We start from the raw sequence: 23,161 nt of genomic DNA on the forward strand, positions 1-23,161 counted from the left end.
ACATGAATTACGGCATTGCGTTCACGCCGCTTGTTCCCACGATCGTCCTGTGGCTCGCGCTCGCCGCGATCGTGGTCGTTGCGCTCGTGCTGCTGGTGGCGCGTGCGCGCGGTGCAGCCGTGCGCGTGGCCGCGCTGGCGCTGTTCCTGCTGGCGCTCGCCAATCCCTCCTTCACCCGCGAGGACCGCGATCCCCTCACCTCGGTCGCCGCCATCGTCGTCGACAAGAGCCCGAGCCAGAATTTCGGCAACCGCAATCGCGAGGCCGCGCAAGCGCAGGAAGCGCTGGTCGACAGCCTGAAGAAGATCAAGGGCCTCGAGGTCCGCGTCGTCGACGCCGGACAGGCCGATGGCGAGACCGACGGCACGAAACTGTTCGGGGCGCTGGCCACCGCGCTGTCGGACGTGCCGGTCGACCGCGTCGCCGGCGCGTTCCTGATCACCGACGGCCGGGTCCACGACATCCCGGCCAATACCGCCGGGCTCGGCTTCCAGGCGCCGGTGCACGCGCTGATCACCGGGCAGAAGGACGAGCGCGACCGCCGCATTGCGATCACGGCCGCGCCGCGCTTCGGCATCGTCGGACAGACCCAGACCATCACCTACCGCCTCGACGACCAGGGCGTCACCGGCGAGCGCGCCAAGGTCACGATCCGCAGGGACGGCGAGGTCCTGGGCGAGCGCACGCTGGGAAGCGGCCAGAGCGCGAGTGTCGACGTCGACATCAAGCATGCCGGCCCCAACATCGTCGAGATCGAGGCCTCGCCGCTCGAGAAAGAGCTGACGCCGGTGAATAACCGCGCGGTCGTCGCCATCGACGGCGTGCGCGACAAGCTGCGCGTGCTGCTGGTCTCGGGCGAGCCGCATTCCGGCGAGCGCACCTGGCGCAACCTGCTGAAGTCCGACGCCAGCGTCGACCTTGTGCACTTCACCATTCTGCGTCCGCCGGAGAAGCAGGACGGCACGCCGATCAACGAGTTGTCGCTGATCGCGTTTCCGACCCGCGAGCTGTTCCAGCAGAAGATCAACGAATTCCAGCTGATCATCTTCGACCGCTACGCCCGCCAGGGCGTGCTGCCGATCGCCTATTTCGACAACATCGCGCGCTATGTCCGCGCGGGCGGCGCGGTGCTGGTCTCGGCCGGCCCGGACTATGCTTCCAACACCAGCATCTGGCGCACGCCGCTGGATTCGGTGCTGCCGGCAGAACCGGTCGGCGTGACGGAAAAGCCGTTCTATGCGCATCTGTCGGAGATCGGCAAGCGCCATCCGGTCACGCGCGGCCTCGAAGGCTCCGCGAGCGAACCGCCGCGCTGGAGCCGGTTCTTCCGCACCGTCGACACCCGCAATGCGGTCAACCCGCCGGTGATGACGGGCGTCGACGGCAAGCCGCTCCTGTTCCTGTCGCGCTTCGGCGAGGGCCGCGTCGCGCTCTTGCTCTCCGACCATATCTGGCTGTGGGCGCGCGGCTATGAAGGCGGCGGCCCGCATCTCGACCTGCTGCGGCGGATGTCGCACTGGCTAATGAAGCAGCCGGACCTCGATGAAGAGGCGCTGCGCCTCCAGGTGCAGGGCAAGGACCTCGTCGTGGTGCGCCAGACCATGTCGGACAGTGTCCAGCCGGTCAGCGTGACCTCGCCGTCCGGCGTATCGCAGGACCTGACGCTCAGCCCTGCCGATCCCGGCGAGTGGCGCGCCAGCCTGCCGGCCAGCGAGCTCGGCCTGTGGCAGGCGACCGACGGCACGCTGAAGGCGCTGATCAATGTCGGTCCGACCAATCCGAAGGAGTTTTCGGAAGTCACCTCCACGACCGAAACCCTGAAGCCGCTGACGCAGGCGACCGGCGGCAATGCCGTGCGCGTGGTCGACGGCACCAGCGTCGAGCTGCCGCGCATCGTGCCGGTGCGTTCGGCGAGCGTCTTCGCCGGCGATGGCTGGATGGGCGTGCGGATGCGCGACGCCAGCGTCGTGAAGGGCGTCGGCGTGCTGCCGATCTTCGCCGGCCTGATCGGCCTGCTACTGCTGCTCGGCGCGTTTGCCGCCACCTGGGTCCGCGAAGGGCGCTGATCTCCCGAAGTGAGATGGATGAGACTCGCCTAGCGCCGCGACGGCGGTGCGTTCCCCCCTTGCGGGGGAGGGCTAGGGAGAGGGGTGGCCCAGCAAAAGGTGCCGATTGTCAGCGATGCATCGCGTATGAGTGCGCGACGGAAAGAGTCCCCGTGTGGCACCCCTCTCCCTGCCCCTCCCCCGCAAGGGGGGAGGGAACGGAGAGAGCACCGCAGTTGGCCCAACTCGATTCGACTTCAACCCATCGCGCTCTAGTTGCCCGAACGACACATCGGTTCGGTCGCCTGCGCGCATTGGTCCGCTCGCTGTTGACATCCGCTGAGCTATGCTGCGATGTTACATTATAACATCGCGAGATCAGGGGAATTGATCCTCGCGATGTGGGGTGGCTTTTCCAGATGAAGTGGTTCCGGTCGAATATCAGGCACGGCGCCCGGCTCGCGTTGTTCGCGATGCTGGTTCAGTTCGCGCTGACGTTCGGCCACAGCCATTGGTTCGCCCAGGCCGCCCCCCTCGCCCAGTCCTCGCTTCAGCAGACCGACAGCGGCAAGAGTATCGCTTCGAGTGACCGCGCCGCGGTCCAGAAGCAATCGCCCGCCGGCCCTGACCGGGAGCAGCCGGGCGAGGACAATTGCGCGATCTGCGCCGTGGCCGCGATGGCTGGTACCGTCGTATCCGCGACGCCGCCTTTGCTCCTGCTGCCGCAGGCGATCGAGCTGCTTCAGCTCACCACCGATGCCGAATTCGTCCATCTGAAATCGGCCGGCACGGCGTTCCAGCCCCGCGCCCCTCCCGCGTCCTGACTCCAGACATCACTTGATCACGCCCGGCTCGCCGCTTTCAGGCGAACGCACGGGAGAAGTTGAAGTCGAATTCCGTCGCGCTGCGACGGCAGGCCGCCTCCGATCAACACCAAATCTTGCGGACGGCGCCTGACTGGAATCAGGACTATGTCATTTGAATTGCGACGCGCGCAGCGTCTGGGTGGAGCAAGCCTGCTCCTGCTCGGCGCCGCCGCCACATCGGCGCTCGCCCAAGAGCCGGTACAACAGCCTGCGCAAGATAAATCATCGACCGAGATCCCCGCCGTCACCGTGACGGCGCCGAGCCCGATCGTGCGCAGGGTGGTGCCGACCCGCAGCCCGGTCCATGTCGCGCGCACCGGACGGTCGCGCGGCCAGCAACGCGCGGCCGAAGTAACGCCGGCAGGGCCAGCGACGGCCGCCGCGCCCCAGCAGGGCGTGCTGCCGATCGTCACCAACCAGTTCGCCACCGTCACCGTGGTGCCGAACGAGGAGATCCGCCGCGAGGGCGGCGGCCAGCTCGGCGATCTGCTGTTCTCCAAGCCCGGCATCACCGGCTCGAGCTTTGCACCTGGCGCCTCCAGCCGGCCGATCATCCGGGGCCTCGACGTCAACCGCGTCGGCATCGTCGAGAACGGCACCAATGCGAACGGCGCATCCGATCTCGGCGAGGATCACTTCGTCCCGATCGATACGCTCGCGACCAACCAGGTCGAGGTGGTGCGCGGGCCGGCCGCCTTGCGCTACGGCTCGACCTCGATCGGCGGCGTCGTCAGCGCGACCAACAACCGGATTCCGGACGCGCTGCCAACCTGCGGTGCCCAGCCGTTCCAGAGTTATGGCATGCCGGTGAAGGCGCCACTCGCAACCGCCGGGACATCGCCCTGCGTCACGGCCGAGACGCGTTCCGCGTTCAGCTCGGTCGATCGCGGTGTCGAGAGCGGCGTGCTGCTCGACACCGGCGCCGGCAATTTCGCGTTCCATGCCGACGTCTACGGCCGCAACACGACGGATTACGGCATCCCGAGCTACCCCTATTTGACCGACCAGACCCGGACCATCACAAACGGGCGCCAGCCCAATTCGGCGTCGCGCACGGACGGCGCCTCGATCGGCGGCTCCTACTTCTTCCAGGGCGGCTATATCGGCGCGTCGATCACGCAGAACGACTCGCTCTACCATATCCCCGGCATCGACGGCGCCGACCACAACACCCGGATCGACGCGCACCAGACCAAGATCAACGTCAAGGGCGAGTACCGGCCCGATGCCGCCGCGATCGACACCATCCGCTTCTGGGCTGGCGCCACGGATTATCGACACAACGAGATCGGCCTTGCCGATCCCGCCGATCCCAACACCGACGGTGTGCGGCAGACCTTCACCAACAAGGAGCAGGAGATCCGCACCGAGGTGCAGTTGATGCCGTTCAACGCGCGCTTCGCCGAGGTGACGACGGCGCTGGGCTTTCAGGTCGGCCATCAGGAATTGACCGCGCCGAGCCCTGACAATCCCGGTACGCTGTTCAACGGCCTGTGGGACCCCAACAACAACACCCGCGTTGCCGCTTACGCCTTCAACGAGTTCAAGTTCACGGACGCGACGCGAGCCCAGATCGCCGGCCGCATCGAGCATGTCGAGCTGCACGGCACGACGCCGAACTTCCCGCCGGATTATCTACCCGACGGCACGCCGCAGGTGGGCATCGCACGCAATCCGTCCTTCACGCCGAAGAGCGGCAGCATCGGCCTGTTGCAGGACCTGCCGGGCGGCATGGTCGGCAGCATCACCGCACAATATGTCGAGCGCGCGCCGAAGCCGGCCGAACTGTTCTCGCGCGGTGCGCATGATGCGACCGCGACGTTCGACATCGGCAATCCGAACCTCACGATCGAGACCGCTGAGTCGGTCGAGGTTGGACTTCGCAAGGCGACGGGGCCGTTCCGGTTCGAGGCGACCGTCTACTACACGCATTTCGACAATTTCATCTTTCGCCGCCTCACCGGCGTGATGTGCGACGACAGTTTTGCGTCCTGCGGCACGCCGGGCGCCGAGTTGAACCAGGCCGTCTATTCGCAACGCAATGCCAATTTCCGCGGCGGCGAATTCCAGTCGCAGCTCGACGTCGGCGCATTCCAGGGCGGCATCTGGGGCATCGAGAACCAGTTCGACGTGGTGCGCGCCACCTTCACCGACGGCACCAACGTGCCGCGCATTCCGCCGCTGCGGATAGGCGGCGGCGTGTTCTGGCGCGACGACAACTGGCTGATGCGCGTCAACCTGTTGCACGCTTTCGCGCAGAACAACGTCGCCGTGATCGCGGAGACGCCGACGCCGGGCTACAATCTGCTGAAGGCCGAGGTCAGCTACAAGACCAAGCTCGATCCGCGTCTGTTCGGCGCGCGCGAGATGACGGCCGGCATCGTCGGCAACAATCTCCTCAACGAAAACATCCGCAACTCGGTGTCCTACACCAAGGACGAGGTTCTGATGCCCGGCATCGGCGTGCGGGCGTTTGCCAACTTCAAGTTCTAGCCTTGCGACAGCCGGGGCCCGCGGGCCCCGGCACATGCGCGTTGAGTGAACCGTAGCCCGGATGGAGCGGAGCGAAATCCGGGCTACGGGCTGCGCGTCAGCCGCTTCTCGAAGCGCCATTGATCGACGGGGAACGGCCCGTTCGAGGTGTCCGTCATCATCACGAAGGTGCCGGCGTTGCGCCAACCGCTCTTCTCGTAGAACCGCGCAGCGCGCGCGTTGCCGACGGCGCAGGCGAGCCACGCCAGCTCCACGCCGCGCGCGGCAAGGCGGGCCTCTGCGTCGGAGATCAGCGCCGCGGCCACGCCCGCGCCGTGCGCCTTCGGCGATACGAAGAGCTGATACAATTCGTCAGCCCTGACGGCGCAGAAGCCGAGCGGCGCGCCGGCCGGGCCGACGACGCGGATGTCGGGAAGCATGACCGCCAGCCGATCGCGAAAATTCGGGAGCGTGCGAAGGCGGACCAGTTCTTGCGGCGCAAGCGAGGCATGCGACCCATGCCAGGCATCGTGCCACAGCTGAGCGAGATGATCGACTTCACCGGCATCAGCGGGCCGCACCTGCATCATGGATACTCCGCAAGAGGTATCGTAGCCCTAGCCTCGCGCCTTGCTCCAGTCAGGCGTTACCTGCCCCGACACGCCCTCGAAAGCGCCGTCGACGAGCTCGAACACCAGCACGCGCGCGGCGTCGACCGGGCCCGGCATGGTGACGCGGCCCTTCGGCACCGGCTTGAAGCCGACGCGGCTGTAATAGGGCTCGTCGCCGACCAGCAGCACCAGGCGGTGACCTTTCTCCTTGGCGTCCTTCAGCGCGCGCTCCATCAGGAGACGGCCGATGCCGCGGTCGCGGAACGGCGGCTCGACGGTGAGCGGTCCGAGCAGCAGGGCCTGCGTTTCGCCGACCAGCACCGGCAATTGCCTGACCGAGCCGACCAGCAGCGTACCGATGCGGGCGGTGAAAGACACATCGAGCAGATGGTCGACATGCTCGCGAATGCGGTAAGCGCTGAGCACGAAACGGCCGGGGCCGAAGGTGCGCTCGTGCAGCCGTTCGATCGCCTGGGCGTCGCCGGCGGCTTCCGGAAGGATGGTGAGCGAGAGATCGGTCATGTCGGCATGCGTCTTCGAGCGAAGTGGTTTCAGGTTCGCGTCAGGAAAACGCGTCAATGCGAGATGCGGGATAACATCTCAGACGGCCGCGGTCCATCGGCCTCGTGGGCGATAAAACCCTGTGCCGGACCGCGACTGAGGACCGCCGCGAACAGCAGCGTCCAGAGCGACAGCATCAGGATCGGGATGACATAGTACTGCGTGAAGACCGGATGCGTGGCAAAGAACGCCAGATTCAGCGCGAGATTGCCCGCCACCAGCAACGCGAGTTTCCTGACGCCACCATGGCCGGCGTAGCGCCACAACAGCGCGGTCCCGACGCAGGCGATCACGATCAACGGGAACTGCGTGTCGCGGAGATAGGCCAGCAGCACGGCCGGGTCGAGGCTCGGCGGGGCCGTATCCTGGCCGCCATAGGCCGAGACCAGCGGATTGCCTGAATTGACCAGGTTCGCCGCGAACACCGGCAACAGCCCGACGAGGAACGAAAGGCCGAGCGCGAGACCCGAAACGAACGTCTCGCGGTTACGCCGGATCAGGAAGGACAATCCGAAGAACAGGAAATAGCCGGCCGACAGAACCACGTTGGCGATCCGAAAGCTCGCGGACAGGCCGAGCAGCACGCCGACGGCAGCGACCATCAGCAGGCGGCGCCGGCCTTCATCGACGAACAGTCTTGCGGTGAACAGACCCGCCAGCGCGCAGACGACCATGGTCGGCGCCATCGAATAGCTCGCCTTCGTCGGATTGATCATGAAGTAGATCGAGAGCGCGCCGAGCAATGCGGCGAGCGTCAAGCCGACCTTCTCCTGCGCCCGCCACAAGCCGAACAGCGCAAGGCCGGCGACGATCGCGTTGGCCAGCATATAGAGCGGAACGACCTGGAACCCCTCCGGGAACAGCGCCAGCACGAAGCCCGTGCCCGGCGGCGGCGTCATCACCCATTTGCTGCCGTCGGCAGTCTGGGTGTGGCAGGGTGCCCGCGTCGGTTCGTTCCAGTTCGGAAAATCGATACTGCGCAACTTGGCCGCGAGATAGCCGTCGGTTTCACGGGCGAGACTGGTGTCGAGCCCTTGCCAGCCGAAGCGCTGAAACAGATGCGCCTGCCTGAGATAGCAGATGTCGTCATAGACGCCGCGGCTCTCGCTCCAATGCGAGGTCAGCCTGATGTTGCTGGCCAGAATTGCCAGAAACACAATTGAAAAAAATACTTTGACAGCTCTCATCGGCATTCGCCGGGCGGCCCCCGCAGCTTGAAATGGCCCGCCGCCTGTACAGGAAAAGCACCGGCAAGTATAGCAAAGTGGGGATTCTGGAGGTGAGGCGGACGTGGCCGATATGGGACTGGGCTTGGGTTCAACTGACACGTGCCGCAACGGTGCTGCCGCACCGCAGCAGGGCACGTCGCGCGTCCTCATCATCATTCCCTGCTTCAACGAGGAGGCCTCGGTCGGCGGCCTGCTGAGCGAGATCGCGGCGACCGGCCGCGGCTACCACACCCTGGTCGTCGACGACGGCTCGTCGGACGCGACGTCCGCGGTGGCAAGCTGCCGCTCGCCGGTCGCCCGCCTCGCGCAGAATCTCGGCATCGGCGGCGCCGTGCAGACCGGCATCAAATACGCGGCGCGTCAGGATTTTGATTTCTGCATCCAGATCGACGGCGACGGGCAGCATGATCCGCGCGCCATCGAGACGCTTCTGGAGGCCTATCGCAACGACCCGACCAACATCACCATCGGAAGCCGCTTCATCGACCATGCCGGTTTCTGCTCCACGCGCATGCGGCGCGCCGGCATCAGGCTGATCGTGCTTGCGCTCAACGGCCTCTTCAGCGGCGGCCGCATCACCGATCCGACCAGCGGCATGCGTTTGCTCGACCGTTCCGCCATCGCCTTCTTCGCAAAAGCGTATCCGACGGATTTTCCGGAGCCGATCTCGCTGGCCTGGGCCATGCGCGCAGGCCTCACGGTCAGCGAAGTTCCGGTCGAGATGCGGGCGCGGGAGACCGGCGTCAGCTCGATCGACGGATTGAAGTCGGCGAGCTACATGATCCGCGTCCTCGGTTATATCCTGCTCGCGCGCCTCGTGAGGGCGTCATGACGCCGAGCGTCCCCGTTCCGATTTGTGGTCTCATCATCTCGTCGAACATTCTGAGGAGGCAGCCGTGACAGATGCCCTTCCAAGTCCGGAGACGGTCGTCGTCGTCTCCGCCTTTGCGCTGATCTACATGCTGGTGCTGCTGCGCAAGACGATGCAGGGCAAGTTCGATCTCTATGACTTCCTGATGCTGTCCATGGTGGCGATCATCCCCGCGGGCTTCACGCTGTTTCCGACACTGGCTTATCTGGTCAGCCATCTGACCGGCGTCGTGTTTCCGTTCGTCGTGATGTTCGGCGCCCTGTTCCTGGTGGTGTTCGCGTTCATGCACAACATGACGGCGCGACTGCACAGGCTGGAGCGGCAGAACTGCGCGCTGATCCAGGAGCAGAGCCTGCTGGTGCTGGAGCTGCAGGCGAAGCAGGGCCGTCAGGGCGTCGAGTCATGAGCGCGTAGCCGAGGAAATCCAGCGTCGTCGCGAGGCAAAGACAGGGAGAGCGGGCATGCTGAAGAACGCGAAGGTGGCAACCCGGCTTCCAGCCAAAGACCTCGACCGTGCGCGGGCGTTCTATTCGGAAAAGCTCGGGCTCGAGCCGGTCGAACAGCGCGAGGGTGGGCTCCGTTACGTCTGTGCGGCCGGCGAGTTTGCGATATTCGTCTCGGCCGGCACGCAATCCGGCACGCACACGCAAATGGGGTGGGAAGTCGAGGATATCGAGGCAACTGTGCGCGAACTTCGCACACGCGGCGTGGCGTTCGAGGACTATGATTTGCCCAGCTTGAAGACCGTCGATGGAATTGCGGAGATCGCGGGAAACTATCCGAGCAAGGGTACTGGTGAGCGGGGCGCCTGGTTCCGCGACAGCGAAGGCAACCTGCTGGGGATCGGGCAGCCGGTTCGGGCTTGAGGATTCGGCCAGGCCGCTTCGACGTCACATCGCTTCAACGTCACATCGCTAAAGCGGCAAATTCCTTTAACGCCACGTCGCGATCAGCGGCTTGCCGTCCAGCACTTCCGCGAGCCTTTGCCGCGTGCCGTGTGTGGTGCCCTCGGGCAGCGCATTGATCGCGAAGAATCCGCATTCGACGATCTCGTGGTTGGGCTCAGGGAGGCGATCCTGCTTGAACTGCCTGACGACATAGACCGCGACGTGGTCGCGGCGGGAGACGTGGCTGTTGAGGAAGATACCGTGCAGCACCGCGTCACTGGTGAGATCGATGTCCCCTTCCTCCTTGAGCTCGCGCCGCATCGCCTGCTCCATGGTCTCGCCGAGATCGACGCCGCCGCCGGGCAGATACCAGCCGGAGATGTAGCTGTGCCTGACCAGGAACACGCGGTTCTCGGAATCCAGCACCACGGCGCGAACGCCGAGCGTCATGCCGCGGACAAGCAGGAAATAGGCGTGGAAGATTCGCCGCAGCAGCGGTTCGAATGTCCGTCGGACGCTGTTCAGGCGATCCCCCATCAGGCTCCCAAAGAAACTCCCAAGAAAACTCCCGAGAAGACTCCCAAGAGGCCCCTGCCCGGGCCCCGCTTGCACAGTCCTCGCGACCTTGCCATTACAGCGGACGAATAGCGAGGCAATCGCGCGCCATGGCCCCCTTCACGCTCGCCCATCTGTCCGACCCGCATCTGCCCCCGTTGCCGAAGCCACGGCTGATCGAGCTCGCCGGCAAGCGCGCGCTCGGCTACGTCAACTGGACGCGCAACCGCCACAAATACCAGCGCCGCGAGGTACTCGACGCGCTCGTCGCCGACGTCCAGGCGCAGACGCCCGACCACATCGCGGTCACAGGCGATCTCGTCAATCTGGCGCTGGAGGCGGAGTTCGCGCCGGCGCGCGCCTGGCTCGACGGCGTCGGTCCGCCCGACCGCGTCACCACCATTCCCGGCAATCACGATGCCTATGTCCACGCCACCTCTCACCGATTCGGCGAGATCTTTGCACCCTATCTTGCGGGCGACGACGGCAGCATCGGCTTTCCTTCGCTGCGCCGGCGCGGGCCGCTCGCGCTGATCAGCCTGTCCACGGCGGTGCCGACCCTGCCCCTGATGGCGACGGGTACGCTCGGCCGCGATCAGCTCGCATCCCTCGAAGCGGTCCTCGACCGCCTCGCCGCCGAGGACGCCTTCCGCGTGCTGCTGGTGCATCATCCCCTGAAGTCCGGCGCGCGCCAGAAACGGATGACCGATGCGGGTGCGCTGCTGGGACTGATCAAGCGCCACGGCGTCGAGCTGATCCTGCACGGGCACGACCACATTCATTCGACGATGTGGTTCGAGGGCCCCAACGGCAACATCCCCGCGGTCGGCGTGCCGTCGGCCTCCGCGCTCGCCCACGGGCGCTACCCGGCGGCAGCGTATAACCTGTTCACGATCGAGAAAGACAATGCCGGCTGGCGCTGCGAGCAGACGGTGCGGGGCCTCGGGTCCGGATTTCAGATCCGGCAGATCAAGCAGGCAAGGTTGATCTAGTTCGCCGTCATTGCGAGCCAACGGGTCCGCGCGAAGCGCGGCCCGATGACAGGCTCCGCGAAGCAATCCAGAGTTTCTCCGCGGAAAGATTCCTGGATTGCTTCGCCGCGCTCGCAATGACGACGGCGAGCGTCTCACCAGCTCCGCAGGGCCGCCAGCACGGCGAGGCCGAACAAGGCGGCCGCGCCGAAAATGAATCCGAACACGAACGGCCAGAGGCGCGAGCGGCGCGGCGGCTCGGCGGCCGCGGGCTTCGGCTCTGATGGCACCACCATGGCGTGCTCGCGCTCGATCATGCGGCGGGCGACGTAGTCGGTCACGGCTTCGACGATCATTGCGGTGTCGTGCGATTCGGCGAGCACGATGCGGCCGAAGCGGGTGTCCTGGACGAAGCGGTACATCCGCTTGTCGCGCCCCATCATGATGTGTGCGACGACATCGATCCAGAGTCTGGGCGTATCGCCCTGGCTGATGCCGCGATCGAACAGGTCGATCTGGTCGGGCACCTGCGCGAACAGGGGATCGAGCGCGTCATTGAGGATCTCCAGCCGCGCCACCTCCGCGTCGCGCAAATCGACGACCACACCGGTCCGGTCGGCGGCCTCGATCCGTGCGCGCAGCAGCGCGTCGCGCAGCCGCACCGGGCGCGGCTGGCTGGGATGGGTCCCGCTGGTCTCAGGCTCTGACATTGTCGGCCTCGTCCTCGACTTTACGCCATTAACCTATCAGCAACCACACCCTCCGCAAAGGGTCCACAATTCCAGAGACTTACGGCGCCCACAGCCGATTGACCTGTCCCAGAAACAGACGATCCCACCCGGCTTGCGCCGGATGGGACCCTCCGTCCTTGGACGTCTTCTTAGTTCAGATTGTCAGGCCGAAACCCGCGACGGCTCCTCCACGATCGAGAAGCGGACGCCGGCCTTGTGGCGGTTCTCTTCCGAGACCGAGCGCCAGGCATCCTCGGCTTCCTTGCGGGTCTTGAACGGACCCTGCACCTGGGCCGAGCCTTCCACGAGCTTGTGGAAGTTCATCGAACCGAACTCGCCGCCGATCACCCAGAAATTGCTGCCTTTGGTCATTGTCAGTCTCCTGTCGAATAGCGTGGTACGTTAGCCGAACTGGTTCATCGTATTGTGGGCGCCGCCCGCCTTCAGGGCAGCCTCGCCGGCGAAGTATTCCTTGTGGTCGTCGCCGATGTCGGAGCCGGCCATGTTCTGATGCTTGGCGCAGGCGATACCCTGGCGGATCTCGGCGCGCTGCACGTTCTTCACGTAGCCGAGCATGCCCTGGTCGCCGAAATATTCCTTCGCCAGATTGTCGGTCGAGAGCGCCGCCGTGTGGTAGGTCGGCAACGTGATCAGGTGATGGAAGATGCCGGCACGCTTGGCTGAGTCGGCCTGGAAGGTGCGGATGCGCTCGTCGGCTTCCTTCGCCAGCGGCGTATCGTCGTATTCCGGCTTCATCAGCTCGGCACGGTTGTACTTGCTGACGTCCTGGCCGGCTTCCTTCATTGCGTCGTAGACCTGCCAACGGAAGTTGAGGGTCCAGTTGAACGACGGCGAGTTGTTGTAGGCGAGCTTCGCGTTCGGAACCACCTTGCGGATCCGATCGACCATCTTGGCGATCTGCTCGATATGCGGCTTCTCGGTTTCGATCCAGAGCAGGTCGGCTCCGTTCTGCAGCGAGGTGATGCTGTCGAGCACGCAGCGGTCTTCGCCGGTGCCGGGACGGAACTGGTAGAGATTGGAAGGCAGCCGCTTCGGACGCATCATCTTGCCGTTACGGTTGATGATGACGTCGCCGTTGCGGGCGTTCTCCGGCGTGATTTCCTCGCAATCCAGGAAGCTGTTGTACTGATCACCGAGGTCGCCAGGCTTGTGGCTGACGGCGATCTGCTGCGTCAGGCCGGCGCCGAGCGAGTCGGTACGGGTCACGACGACACCGTCTTCGATGCCGAGCTCGAGGAACGCGTGGCGGCAGGCGCGGATCTTCGCCAGGAACACCTCGTGCGGCACGGTGACCTTGCCGTCCTGGTGACCGCACTGCTTTTCGTCCGAGACCTGGTTCTCGATCTGGAGCGCGCAGGCGCCCGCTTCGATCATCTTCTTGGCGAGCAGATAGGTCGCCTCCGCGTTGCCGAAGCCCGCGTCGATGTCGGCGATGACGGGCACGACATGGGTCTGGAAGTTGTCGATCTTCTCGATCAGCTCCTTCTCCCTGGTCTTGTCGCCTTCCTTGCGCGCCTTATCGAGGCTGCGGAAGATGTCGTTCAGCTCACGCGAGTCGGCTTGGCGCAGGAAGGTGTAGAGCTCCTCGATCAGGGCGGGCACCGAGGTCTTCTCGTGCATCGACTGGTCGGGCAGCGGGCCGAATTCGGAGCGCAGCGCCGCGATCATCCAGCCGGACAGGTACAAATAGGTGCGATCGGTCTTGCCGCCGAAGTGCTTCTTGACCGAGATCAGCTTCTGCTGCGCGATGAAGCCGTGCCAGCAGCCCAGCGACTGGGTGTACTTGGTCGGATCGTTGTCATAGGCCGCCATGTCGGCCCGCATCAAAGCCGCGGTGTAGCGGGCGATGTCCAGGCCGGTCTTGAAGCGGTTCTGCAGGCGCATGCGCGCGACGGCCTCGGCCGACACCCCGTTCCAGGTCGGCTGGGTCTTGAGGAGCGCCTGGGCTGCCTCGATCTCGCTCTGATACGAGGCCGGGCTCTGCAGGGCGTTGATGCCACGGGGCTGGTAATTCATCTGCTCGATCCTTTCGCTGATGACAACTCAACTTGTCATCGACATTTTTGACAGTGCATTGCGAAATGCGTGTCATGAGCTAAACGCCAGAAAGCGAAGTTCGTACAGAGGCCTTGTATTCGAATGGTGATGTCATGTAACATCAGAACATGTAATAGATGTTATTTTGTAAATCTTGTAAAGAATATGAGTCAACAAGACTGTCCTTGATGTGCCTGTTATTCCGTTGGGAGATCTGAAAATGCCCGCCGTATCAGGGAAAAAACTGTTCGTCGGCCCGCGCTTCCGGCGGATCCGGCAGCAATTGGGGCTGTCGCAGACCCAGATCGCCGAGGGGCTCGGGATCTCGCCGAGCTACGTCAACCTGATCGAGCGCAACCAGCGCCCGGTGACGGCGCAGATCCTGCTGCGGCTGGCCGAGACCTATGACCTCGACCTGCGCGACCTCGCGACCGCCGACGAGGACCGCTTCTTCGCCGAGCTGAACGAGATCTTCTCCGATCCGCTGTTCCGCCAGATCGACGTTCCCAAGCAGGAACTGCGCGACCTTGCCGAGCTCTGTCCCGGCGTCACCCATGCGCTGCAACGGCTCTATGCCGCCTATGCCGAGGCCCGCCAGGGCGAGACCTTGGCCGCGGCGCACATGGCCGACCGCGACGTCGGCACGCGCTATGAGGCCAATCCCGTCGAGCGCGTGCGCGAGCTGATCGAGGCCAACCGCAATTATTTTCCGGAGCTGGAGCAGGCCGCGGAGACGCTTCGCGACGAACTGAACGTGCCGGCCGAAGGGCTCTATGCCGCGCTATCCGCACGCCTGCGCGAAAAGCATTCGATCCAGACCCGCATCATGCCGGTCGACGTGATGCGCGAGACGCTCAGGCGTTTCGACCGCCATCGCCGCCAGCTCCTGATCTCCGAGCTGGTCGATCCGCCCGGCCGCGCGTTCCAGCTCGCCTTCCAGCTGGGCCTGGGCGAATGCGCGCAAGCCCTGGAGACCATCATCGGCCGCGCCGGCCCGCTCGACGACGCGCCACGCCGCCTGTTCCGCATCACGCTCGCCAACTATTTTGCGGCGGCCGTGATGATGCCCTACCCGGCCTTCCTCGCCGCGGCGGAGGCCTTGAACTACGACATCCACGTGCTGGCGCAGCGCTTCAACTCCGGCTTCGAGCAGGTCTGCCATCGCCTCACCACGCTGCAACGGCCGAACGCGCGCGGCATTCCGTTCTTCCTGCTGCGCGTCGACAATGCCGGCAACGTGTCGAAACGCTTTTCGTCCGGCACGTTCCCGTTCTCGAAATTCGGCGGCACCTGTCCGTTGTGGAACGTGCACTCGACCTTCGACACGCCGGATCGCCTGTTGAAGCAGGTGATTGAGCTGTCCGACGGCACGCGCTATTTCTCGATCGCGCAGATGGTGCGACGCCCCGTCGCGCCGCATCCGCTGCCGCAGCCGCGCTTCGCCATCGGCCTCGGCTGCGAGATCCGTCACGCCGCCCGCCTCGTCTACGCCTCCGGCCTGGATTTGGAGAAAACGGAGGGCACGCCGATCGGCGTCAACTGCCGCCTCTGCGAACGCGAAAACTGCGCCCAGCGCGCCGAGCCGCCGATCACGCGCACGCTGATTTTGGATGAGACGACAAGACGGGTGTCGAGTTTCGCGTTCTCGAATGCACGGGAGTTGTGAGGCACACCGCTGTCATGCCCCGCGACCCGGCTACGCCAAGGCTTCGCCGCGGCTGCGGTCCAGGGGCGCCGAAGCTTTAGCGTAGGCGGCAGGCGGGGCATCCAGTACGCCGCGGCTTATCGGTTCGATCACAGCCGTCTCGGAGTACTGGATCGCCCGGTCAAGCCGGGCGATGACAGTTGAGTGTGAGGCGAGAGCGATCCGTCCACCTACGCCAGCGTATGCACGATCACCGGCCCGGCTGCGGCGCTCGCGTGCCCTGCGAGCAGCGGCCCCAGATCCTTCTCGATCCAGGCGATCGCTCGCCGGTTCGCCTCCTCCGCCTGCTCGAACTTGTCGAAGATGGAGATGGCGGTGACCGTGTCGTCGCCGGCATAGACGACGTAGTAGGCACGGAAACCGTCGACGTCGCTGATGATCGGAACGGCGCCGTCCTTGATGCGGCGCGCCAGCTCTTCGGCGCTCCCGCTTTTCGCCTTGGCCTGACGGATGGCGGCATACATGGCATCCTCCTCCGGCTATTGCTGTCGGGCATGTGCCCGGCTTCGATCCTACGCCGAAGCGCGCGACCAATCCACGCTTGGTTAACCCGCCACTAATCCATTCCCGCGATCTGCAACCAACGGTTAAGCACGCCTCAACATCGGTGCCTTAGTCTCGCCCCACTCACTTTTCGCAAACGGCGGCGGCCTATTCTGCCGGGTGAAGTGACATCAGGGGGTTCATCATGCGCGCCGCGCTGCTGCTGACCGCGACCGTTGTGGGCGCGCTCTTCGCCAATCCATCCCATGCCGGATCGCTCGACGCGTCGGCCGGGGCAGCGCAGGTGCTGCCGCCGGGCTTCCAGAGCTACCGCGGCTACATGTTCGACCTGACGGAGAATTCCGAGCGCAAGGACGTCGACAAGCTCACCGACAATCTGAAGCAGCAGATCGACGTCGTCGAGGCTTCCGGCCTGTCGCCGCGCGTGCTGCGCTTCTTCCACACCGTTCCGATCGTCGCGAGCGAGCTCGCCTGCCTCGACGAAGGCGCCGCGACCGCATGCTACGGCCGGGTCACGCCGGATATCCAGCGCACCGCACCCCGGACGCTGACGGTCTGGGACCCCGACAAGCAGCGCTGGACCAATCCGAACGCCGTCGACCTCGCGGTCGATTCGGGCCTCGGCGTGATCATGCTGCGGCCGGACATGATGCGCTACGAGAAGGAAGCCGTGCTGCTGCACGAGCTGCTGCACGCCTATCACGCGCGGCTGTTGCCGGACGGCTACGCCAACAAGGGCGTGATCGGCTATTTCGCCCTTGCCAAGTCCAAGGACCTGTTGCCCAAGGAATCCTATGCGATGAAGAATCCCATGGAATTCTTTGCCGTGACCGCCAGCATCTTCCTGGCCGGCAAGAGCGAATTCCACGACCCGAAGTCGCGCGAGGCGCTCAAGGAGAAGATGCCGGACTATTACAAATATCTGGTCGGCGTGTTCGGCTTCGACCCCGATCCGGCACCGGCGAGCGGACCGGTTGCCTCGCTGAAATAAGGCGTCTGCGCCAAGCCACCCCAGAAAGCCGCGCAAAAATGCGCGGCTTTTTTGGTTTGGTAACCGGAAGCTGCGGATGACGCACCGCCGGGAATTGCCAAGGCGGGGCCCGATCTGCATAGTCCCGCCCGCATCGATACCGTTTTAAGAGGATAGAACAACATGGCGGACGCCGACCTGGATGTCGTGATCCGGCAACTGGCCAGACAGCTGCATACGGGCCTTTTGACCCGCGCCAAGGAGCGCCGGGATCGCTTCAACGGCCTTGCGGCCAAGGCCAAGGGCAAGGAGACCGGCGACCGCTTCAAGATGATGGCCAAGGCCACGATGGAGCAGGCCACCGCCGCCGCCAAGCGCCTCCAGATGTCCGCCGACAACGTCGCCGACAGCTACGCCCGCTCGATGCGCCTCGTCGCCAGCACGCCGATCCCGGCGAAGGTGGAGAAGAAGGCGAAGGAGAAGCCGGTGAAAAAGGCGAAGAAGGCCAAAGCCAAGAAAGCGAAGTAAGCGCGCACTTTCTTCCTTCTCCCCTTGTGGGAGAAGGTGGCATAGGCGGCCTTCGGCCGCCGTTCTTAAGAACGCCGAAGCGAAGCTTCGGCTATGGCGCCGGATGAGGGGTTCTTTCCGCGTACTCGTCTGCGAGAGGATCAATCGTGGAGAGATACCCCTCACCCGTCTCGCCGCTATCGCGGCGAGCCACCCTCTCCCGCAAGGGGAGAGGGTTGCAGCGGCGAATGCGGCTCTAGATATCTCTACCGCCTCGGCGCGGGGGCCTGGTTCGGCTCGGCGCTCGCGAGCTCGGCGAGCTTGGCGCGGGCTGCGTCGCGGGTGCGGTCGTCCTTGCCGGCCGGCAGCGCGAGAGCGGCTTCGAAATCGGCGCGTGCGTCGTCGGCCTGGCCGCGGGCGAGGAATGCAAGGCCGCGGTCGAGGCGGGCCTGCGCATCCGACGGGTCGAGACGGACCGCCGTGTTGTAGCTCAGGATGGCGCGATCGAGATCGCCGGTGGCGGCGAGCGCGAGACCGCGTTGGTGATAGGGCGCGGCGTGCCTGGGATCATGCGCGATCGCCTCGTCGTAATCCTCGATGGCAAGCTCCAGGTCGCCGTTCTGCCGGCGCGCCTGCGCCCGGTCGCGATACAGCGAGGCGCGGTTGGGATTGAGGTGGATGGCCTCGTCGAAATCCGCGATCGCCCGCCGCCAGTCGCCGTGGCGCAACGCGATCCGTCCGCGCCCTTCATAGGCGAACGCGATCAGCGATCCCCGCAGCGGCGAGAATCCGATCACCGCCGAGCAGATGTCGGGCTCGTCCTCGTCCCCGCAATTGACGACCGTGTGCGTGGACAGGCCAATGAGCACGCCCAGGACGATCAACAATGGTACCGCAGCTTTGGTCATCTTCGACCGTGGCAGGCAGAGGACCGGCCACGCATCCCCTTTCGAAGGAACAGTCTCGCCATGGTGTTAACACCGGCCGGGACCATCCTGTGTGCGCCAGGTCACAAAAGCCGGTCACAAAGCCAGGCGCGATTCCGGCCGGTTCCGCATCAGCCCCAAGGGCCACGGGAAGGACCAGGTGAAGGGCCGCGTGAGGACGACTGCCCCCACGGGCTCCGCGGCGGATAGTTTTCGTTGGCGCCGACCGACGGAGATGCCTGCGCGCCGAGCTCGGCCGCGAGCTGCTGGAGCGCCGCGATACGGTTCTGCGTCGAAGGATGGGTGGCGAACAGATTGTCCACACCATGGCCCGACAGCGGGTTGATGATGAACATGTGCGCGGTCGCGGGGTTTCTCTCGGCATCGTAATTCGGGACCTGATGCGCGGCGCCTTCGATCTTCAGCAGCGCCGACGCCAGCCACATCGGCTGCCCCGCAATGCGCGCACCGAGATTGTCCGCGGCATATTCGCGGGTGCGGCTGATTGCCATCTGCACCAGCATGGCGCCGATCGGGGCGAGGATCATCATCAGGATCGAGCCGACGATACCGGGGCCGTTGTTGTTGTCGCGGTGGCCGCCGAAGAACATGCCGAACTGCGCCAGCATCGAGATCGCGCCGGCAATGGTCGCGGTAACAGTCATCAGCAGCGTGTCGTGATGCTTGATATGTGCGAGCTCGTGCGCGATCACGCCGGCAAGTTCCTCGCGGCTGAGCTGATGCACAAGGCCGGTGGTGACGGCGACCGCGGCATTCTGCGGGTTGCGCCCGGTCGCGAACGCGTTGGGCTGCGCCTCGTCCATTACGAACACACGCGGCATCGGCAGCGAGGCGCGGCCCGCAAGCTCGGCGACGAGCCCGACCAGCTCCGGCGCGCTGGCGCGGTCGACCTCATGGGCGCCGTACATGCGGAGCACCATGCGGTCGGAGTTCCAGTAGGTGAAGAGATTGGTCGCGGCGGCAATGACGAGCGCGATCATGGCGCCGGTGGCGCCGCCGATCAGATAGCCGACGCCCATGAACAGGGCGGTGAGGCCGGCGAGCAGCATTGCGGTACGCAGATAGTTCATGGCCGTCTCCCAAGGCGGCCGCAGGCGAGCCATCGGCCGGCGCTATTCAGGTAGGGATGACCCCGGCCCGGGTGCAAGGTTTCAAGGTGCGTCGCGGGGCCGCGGCTATGCCCAACATTGCATTTCCGTCATGCCCGGGCTTGTCCCGCCTGCGCGGCCGAAGCCGCTTCGGCGCGGCGAAGGCCCGGGCATCCACGTTCTTCCTCTACCCAAGGCCCGAAAGGCGTGGATGGCCGGGACAAGCCCGGCCATGACGAAGGGATGGTTTGAGGCGCTCAATTCACTTAAGCTTTAACAAGATTCCACACGCGCCCTTCTCCCCGCCGGAAACCTCATGCTCCAGACCCGATTTGCGATCGCGGCCGCCGCTCTGCTCGCCTTCGCCCTCCCCGCCTCCGCCCAGTTCGCGCCACCACCCGCCAAGCCCATTGCGCCCAAAGCCACAACCCCGTCGCCGCGCGCGGCCTCGTGCCACAATGGCGCGAGCTTCGATCGCTTCCTGGCCGACGTGAAAAAGCAGGCCGTTACCGCCGGCGTGTCGCAGCGGACGATATCGGAAGCCTCGCCCTACCTCGTCTACGACCAGGGCATCGTCAATCGCGACCGCGGCCAGCGCGTGTTCGGCCAGCTCTTCACCGAATTTGCCGGCCGCATGGCCGCGCCCTATCGCATGCAGAACGGCCAGCAGCACATCAAGAGCCACGCGGCTGCGTTCGCACGCGCCGAAAAGGAATACGGCGTGCCGCCGGCGGTGATCGCCGCGTTCTGGGGCCTCGAGAGCGATTTCGGCGTCAACATGGGCAATCTGCCGACGCTGAAATCGTTGGTGTCGCTGGCCTATGACTGCCGCCGCTCGGAGATGTTCGTGAACGAGACCATCGCCGCGCTGAAGATCATCGACCGTGGCGATCTCACACCCGACGAGATGGTCGGCTCCTGGGCCGGCGAGCTCGGGCAGACGCAATTCTTGCCCGTGCATTACGTCAACTACGCCGTCGACTATGACGGCGACGGCCGGCGCGATCTCTTGCGCAGCGAGGACGACGTGATCGGCTCGACCGCGAACTACATCGCCAACGGATTGAAGTGGCGGCGCGGCGAGCCGTGGCTCGAAGAGATCAAGGTGCCGCAGAACCTGCCCTGGGATCAGACCGACCTCACGGTGCAGCAGCCGCGCGCGAAATGGGCGCAGTTGGGGGTCACCTATCCCGACGGCCGTCCGCTGCCGAACGACAATCTCGCGGCGTCCGTGCTGCTGCCGATGGGACGCAATGGACCTGCCTTCATGGCGTATGCGAATTTCGCGGCCTACACCGAGTGGAATAATTCGCTGATCTATTCGACCACCGCGGGTTATCTCGCCACCCGCATCGCGGGCGCGGCTCCGATGCGCAAGCCGGCCCAACCCGTCGCGCAACTGCCTTTCAATGAGCTCAAGCAATTGCAGCAGCTCCTGGTCCAGGCCGGCTTCAATGTCGGCAAGGTCGACGGCGTGCTGGGCCAGCAGAGCCGCGCCGCCGTGAAGGCGATGCAGATCAAATACGGCCTGCCCGCCGATTCCTGGCCGACCGCCGAGCTGCTCGCGCGGATGCGCGGCGGCACGGCCCAGGCGCAGCCGGCGGGGATGATCCGGTAGAATTTTCGCACCGCACAAGCCGCTCTCGCGATTGTAATTTTCTGTGATGCTCCCATGTGAGTGGCTCAGGTTTCTCCTGAGATTTCCCATTCACAAGCGAGCATCACATGTCCTTCCACGACGCCGTCGTCCCCGCGTACTTGCAAATGCTGAACAGCCTGACCGGCCTGCTCACCAAAGCCGAGGCGCATTGCGCGGCCAAAAAGATCGACCCGAGCGTCCTGCTCGGCTCGCGCCTCTTCCCGGACATGCTGCCGCTGTCGAAGCAGATCCAGCTCGCCAGCGATTTCGCCGCCAAGGGCTGCGCCAGGCTGACCCATAGCGAGGTGCCTTCGATGCCCGACACGGAAAAGACGTTTGAGGAGCTGAAGCAGCGGCTCGCCAAGACGATCGACTACGTGAAATCGTACAAGCCGGAGCAGTTCGAAGGCGCCGACACCAAGGACGTGACCTTCCCGGCGGGCCCGGACCGGACCATGACGCTCAAGGGCCAGCAGTTCTTCAGCGGGGTCTCGCTGCCGAACTTCTATTTCCACGCCACCACCGCTCACGGCATCATGCGTCATAACGGCATCGAGATCGGCAAGCGCGATTTCCTCGGCGCGAACTGAGGGATCGCAGGCCGTGGCAGCGCAAATCCGCTGTCATGGCCGGGATTGCACATGAATCATGCTACGCGGGCCAGGCCGCGTAGCTCGCCTGCACTTTCCGTATGGCTCCTCACTTGCGCCTGATGTCGCGATGCACAAGTGTTCGTGATCTCTCACCGCCTGGAAGCATTCCCATGAGCCGTCCGACCAAATTGCTAGAGACCTACAAGCTCGGCCCGATCACGCTGGCCAACCGCCTCGTGATGGCGCCGCTGACGCGCAACCGCGCCGCGCCCGGCACGTTCGTGCCGAGCCCGCTTGCCGCCGATTATTACGGCCAGCGCGCCTCCGCAGGTCTCCTGGTCACCGAAGCGAGCCAGATCTCACAGCAGGGCCAGGGCTACCAGGACACGCCCGGCATCTACAGCAAGGACCAGGTCGCCGGCTGGCGCAAGGTCACCGACCGCGTGCATGAGCGCGGCGGCAAGATCTTCATCCAGCTCTGGCATGTCGGCCGCATCTCGCATGTCGATCTCCAGGCCAATGGCGCAGCCCCGGTGGCGCCGAGCGCGATTCGCGCCAAGGGCAAGACCTTCGTCAACGGCACCTTCGCCGACGTCTCCGAGCCCCGCGCGCTCGAGCTGTCTGAAATTCCCGGTATCATCGACGACTTCAAGCGCGCCACCAAGAATGCGATCGAGGCCGGTTTCGACGGCGTCGAGATCCACGGCGCCAACGGCTATCTGCTCGACCAGTTCGCGAGGGACGGCGCCAACAAGCGCACCGATGCTTACGGCGGCTCCATCGAAAACCGCGCGCGGCTGATGCTCGAGGTCTCCAAGGCAGTTGCCGCCGAGGCCGGCGCCGACCGCACCGGCATCCGCATCTCGCCGGTGACGCCGGCCAACGACCTCTCCGACTCCAATCCGCAGGCCTTGTTCGATCACATCGTCGACGGTCTCAACGCACTCAAGCTGGTCTATCTGCACGTGGTCGAAGGCGCCACCGGCGGCCCGCGCGACATCGCGCCGTTCGACTATGCGGGCCTGCGCAAGCGCTTCACCGGCGCCTACATCGCCAACAACGGCTACGACTTCGATCTCGCGACCAAGGTGCTGGACGCGAACGCGGCCGATCTCATTGCCTTCGGCAAGCCGTTCATCTCCAACCCCGACCTGGTCGAGCGGCTGAAGACGGGCGCGGCGCTGAACGACTGGGACAAGAACACGTTCTACGGCGGCGGCGCGAAGGGGTACACGGATTACCCGTCGCTGGCGGCCGAGCCGGCGGAGTAATTTCCTCTCCACATGACGCTGTCATGCCCCGCGAAGGCGGGGCATCCAGTACGCCGCGGCTCTTCGGTTCAATCACGACC

General features: G+C 65.2%; 23 protein-coding genes. 13 read left to right on the forward strand and 10 right to left on the reverse strand.

Annotated features, from left to right (window positions below; all coding sequences use genetic code 11):
* The first annotated feature begins 2 nt into the window (after positions 1-2).
* The 3 genes from ABIB99_RS30835 to ABIB99_RS30845 all read left to right on the forward strand — a co-directional run bounded on the left by ABIB99_RS30835 (position 3) and on the right by ABIB99_RS30845 (position 5,404).
* On the forward strand, positions 3-2,066 hold the full coding sequence (locus ABIB99_RS30835) for a hypothetical protein (protein WP_354179185.1): 2,064 nt from the start codon (positions 3-5) through the stop codon (positions 2,064-2,066).
* Between the two features lie 398 nt (positions 2,067-2,464).
* The gene (locus tag ABIB99_RS30840) at positions 2,465-2,869 is read left to right on the forward strand and encodes a DUF2946 family protein (RefSeq protein WP_354179187.1); all 405 of its coding nucleotides are present in this window, start codon (positions 2,465-2,467) and stop codon (positions 2,867-2,869) included.
* A 147-nt stretch (positions 2,870-3,016) separates the two neighbouring features.
* Complete coding sequence (locus ABIB99_RS30845; RefSeq protein ID WP_354179189.1) at positions 3,017-5,404, forward strand: TonB-dependent receptor; 2,388 nt, start codon at positions 3,017-3,019, stop codon at positions 5,402-5,404.
* An 83-nt stretch (positions 5,405-5,487) separates the two neighbouring features.
* Here the strand turns inward: ABIB99_RS30845 and ABIB99_RS30850 are convergent, their stop codons facing one another.
* From ABIB99_RS30850 to ABIB99_RS30860, 3 genes are read right to left on the reverse strand one after another with little or no spacing between them, the layout of a single operon-like run.
* Complete coding sequence (locus ABIB99_RS30850; RefSeq protein WP_063986634.1) at positions 5,488-5,970, reverse strand: GNAT family N-acetyltransferase; 483 nt, start codon at positions 5,968-5,970, stop codon at positions 5,488-5,490.
* 30 nt (positions 5,971-6,000) lie between these two features.
* On the reverse strand, positions 6,001-6,516 hold the full coding sequence (locus ABIB99_RS30855; RefSeq protein WP_354179191.1) for a GNAT family N-acetyltransferase: 516 nt from the start codon (positions 6,514-6,516) through the stop codon (positions 6,001-6,003).
* A gap of 53 nt (positions 6,517-6,569) precedes the next feature.
* Positions 6,570-7,742, reverse strand: a complete 1,173-nt coding sequence (locus tag ABIB99_RS30860; protein ID WP_231144348.1) for a hypothetical protein — start codon at positions 7,740-7,742, stop codon at positions 6,570-6,572.
* A 124-nt stretch (positions 7,743-7,866) separates the two neighbouring features.
* Between ABIB99_RS30860 and ABIB99_RS30865 the strand changes: the two genes are divergently transcribed.
* The 3 genes from ABIB99_RS30865 (at position 7,867) to ABIB99_RS30875 (ending at position 9,521) form a co-directional block, all read left to right on the forward strand.
* Positions 7,867-8,616 (forward strand): glycosyltransferase family 2 protein, encoded by a 750-nt coding sequence (locus ABIB99_RS30865; protein WP_063986636.1) that lies wholly within the window; start codon positions 7,867-7,869, stop codon positions 8,614-8,616.
* 64 nt (positions 8,617-8,680) lie between these two features.
* On the forward strand, positions 8,681-9,061 hold the full coding sequence (locus ABIB99_RS30870) for a DUF2304 domain-containing protein (RefSeq protein ID WP_063985170.1): 381 nt from the start codon (positions 8,681-8,683) through the stop codon (positions 9,059-9,061).
* 55 nt (positions 9,062-9,116) lie between these two features.
* Positions 9,117-9,521, forward strand: a complete 405-nt coding sequence (locus ABIB99_RS30875) for a VOC family protein (RefSeq protein ID WP_063985171.1) — start codon at positions 9,117-9,119, stop codon at positions 9,519-9,521.
* Positions 9,522-9,587: 66 nt separating this feature from the next.
* Here the strand turns inward: ABIB99_RS30875 and ABIB99_RS30880 are convergent, their stop codons facing one another.
* Complete coding sequence (locus tag ABIB99_RS30880; protein WP_063985172.1) at positions 9,588-10,079, reverse strand: NUDIX domain-containing protein; 492 nt, start codon at positions 10,077-10,079, stop codon at positions 9,588-9,590.
* Between the two features lie 128 nt (positions 10,080-10,207).
* Here ABIB99_RS30880 and ABIB99_RS30885 point away from each other — a divergent pair, with 128 nt between their 5' ends.
* Positions 10,208-11,089, forward strand: coding sequence for a metallophosphoesterase family protein (locus ABIB99_RS30885; RefSeq protein ID WP_063985173.1), 882 nt, complete (start codon positions 10,208-10,210; stop codon positions 11,087-11,089).
* Between the two features lie 134 nt (positions 11,090-11,223).
* Here ABIB99_RS30885 and ABIB99_RS30890 read toward each other — a convergent pair whose 3' ends face one another.
* From ABIB99_RS30890 to ABIB99_RS30900, 3 genes are all read right to left on the reverse strand, one after another.
* A complete protein-coding gene (locus ABIB99_RS30890; RefSeq protein ID WP_028148626.1) occupies positions 11,224-11,778 on the reverse strand; it encodes a hypothetical protein in 555 nt (184 codons plus the stop codon).
* 183 nt (positions 11,779-11,961) lie between these two features.
* On the reverse strand, positions 11,962-12,171 hold the full coding sequence (locus ABIB99_RS30895) for a DUF4170 domain-containing protein (protein WP_008137787.1): 210 nt from the start codon (positions 12,169-12,171) through the stop codon (positions 11,962-11,964).
* A 30-nt stretch (positions 12,172-12,201) separates the two neighbouring features.
* Complete coding sequence (locus ABIB99_RS30900) at positions 12,202-13,836, reverse strand: isocitrate lyase (RefSeq protein WP_063985174.1); 1,635 nt, start codon at positions 13,834-13,836, stop codon at positions 12,202-12,204.
* A gap of 241 nt (positions 13,837-14,077) precedes the next feature.
* Here ABIB99_RS30900 and ABIB99_RS30905 point away from each other — a divergent pair, with 241 nt between their 5' ends.
* Positions 14,078-15,523 (forward strand): helix-turn-helix domain-containing protein, encoded by a 1,446-nt coding sequence (locus ABIB99_RS30905; RefSeq protein WP_063985175.1) that lies wholly within the window; start codon positions 14,078-14,080, stop codon positions 15,521-15,523.
* A 209-nt stretch (positions 15,524-15,732) separates the two neighbouring features.
* Here the strand turns inward: ABIB99_RS30905 and ABIB99_RS30910 are convergent, their stop codons facing one another.
* Positions 15,733-16,026: an antibiotic biosynthesis monooxygenase gene (locus tag ABIB99_RS30910; protein WP_014497428.1), complete on the reverse strand. Its 294-nt coding sequence runs from the start codon at positions 16,024-16,026 to the stop codon at positions 15,733-15,735.
* Positions 16,027-16,250: 224 nt separating this feature from the next.
* On the opposite strand from ABIB99_RS30910, the gene ABIB99_RS30915 reads away from it, so the two are divergent.
* Positions 16,251-17,057, forward strand: a complete 807-nt coding sequence (locus ABIB99_RS30915; protein WP_063985176.1) for a hypothetical protein — start codon at positions 16,251-16,253, stop codon at positions 17,055-17,057.
* Positions 17,058-17,219: 162 nt separating this feature from the next.
* Complete coding sequence (locus tag ABIB99_RS30920) at positions 17,220-17,564, forward strand: hypothetical protein (RefSeq protein ID WP_063985177.1); 345 nt, start codon at positions 17,220-17,222, stop codon at positions 17,562-17,564.
* A gap of 245 nt (positions 17,565-17,809) precedes the next feature.
* Here ABIB99_RS30920 and ABIB99_RS30925 read toward each other — a convergent pair whose 3' ends face one another.
* Positions 17,810-18,451: a tetratricopeptide repeat protein gene (locus ABIB99_RS30925; protein ID WP_187387797.1), complete on the reverse strand. Its 642-nt coding sequence runs from the start codon at positions 18,449-18,451 to the stop codon at positions 17,810-17,812.
* A 149-nt stretch (positions 18,452-18,600) separates the two neighbouring features.
* Positions 18,601-19,560: a zinc metalloprotease HtpX gene (gene htpX, locus ABIB99_RS30930; protein ID WP_354179199.1), complete on the reverse strand. Its 960-nt coding sequence runs from the start codon at positions 19,558-19,560 to the stop codon at positions 18,601-18,603.
* Positions 19,561-19,894: 334 nt separating this feature from the next.
* Here htpX and ABIB99_RS30935 point away from each other — a divergent pair, with 334 nt between their 5' ends.
* The 3 genes from ABIB99_RS30935 (at position 19,895) to ABIB99_RS30945 (ending at position 23,081) form a co-directional block, all read left to right on the forward strand.
* Complete coding sequence (locus ABIB99_RS30935; RefSeq protein WP_247314394.1) at positions 19,895-21,196, forward strand: lytic murein transglycosylase; 1,302 nt, start codon at positions 19,895-19,897, stop codon at positions 21,194-21,196.
* 107 nt (positions 21,197-21,303) lie between these two features.
* On the forward strand, positions 21,304-21,807 hold the full coding sequence (locus tag ABIB99_RS30940; protein WP_135216344.1) for a DUF1993 domain-containing protein: 504 nt from the start codon (positions 21,304-21,306) through the stop codon (positions 21,805-21,807).
* 173 nt (positions 21,808-21,980) lie between these two features.
* Positions 21,981-23,081: an alkene reductase gene (locus ABIB99_RS30945; protein WP_354179202.1), complete on the forward strand. Its 1,101-nt coding sequence runs from the start codon at positions 21,981-21,983 to the stop codon at positions 23,079-23,081.
* Positions 23,082-23,161 lie beyond the last annotated feature (80 nt).

It is taken from the genome of Bradyrhizobium sp. LA6.1 (assembly GCF_040547805.1).
Classification (GTDB): domain Bacteria; phylum Pseudomonadota; class Alphaproteobacteria; order Rhizobiales; family Xanthobacteraceae; genus Bradyrhizobium; species Bradyrhizobium barranii.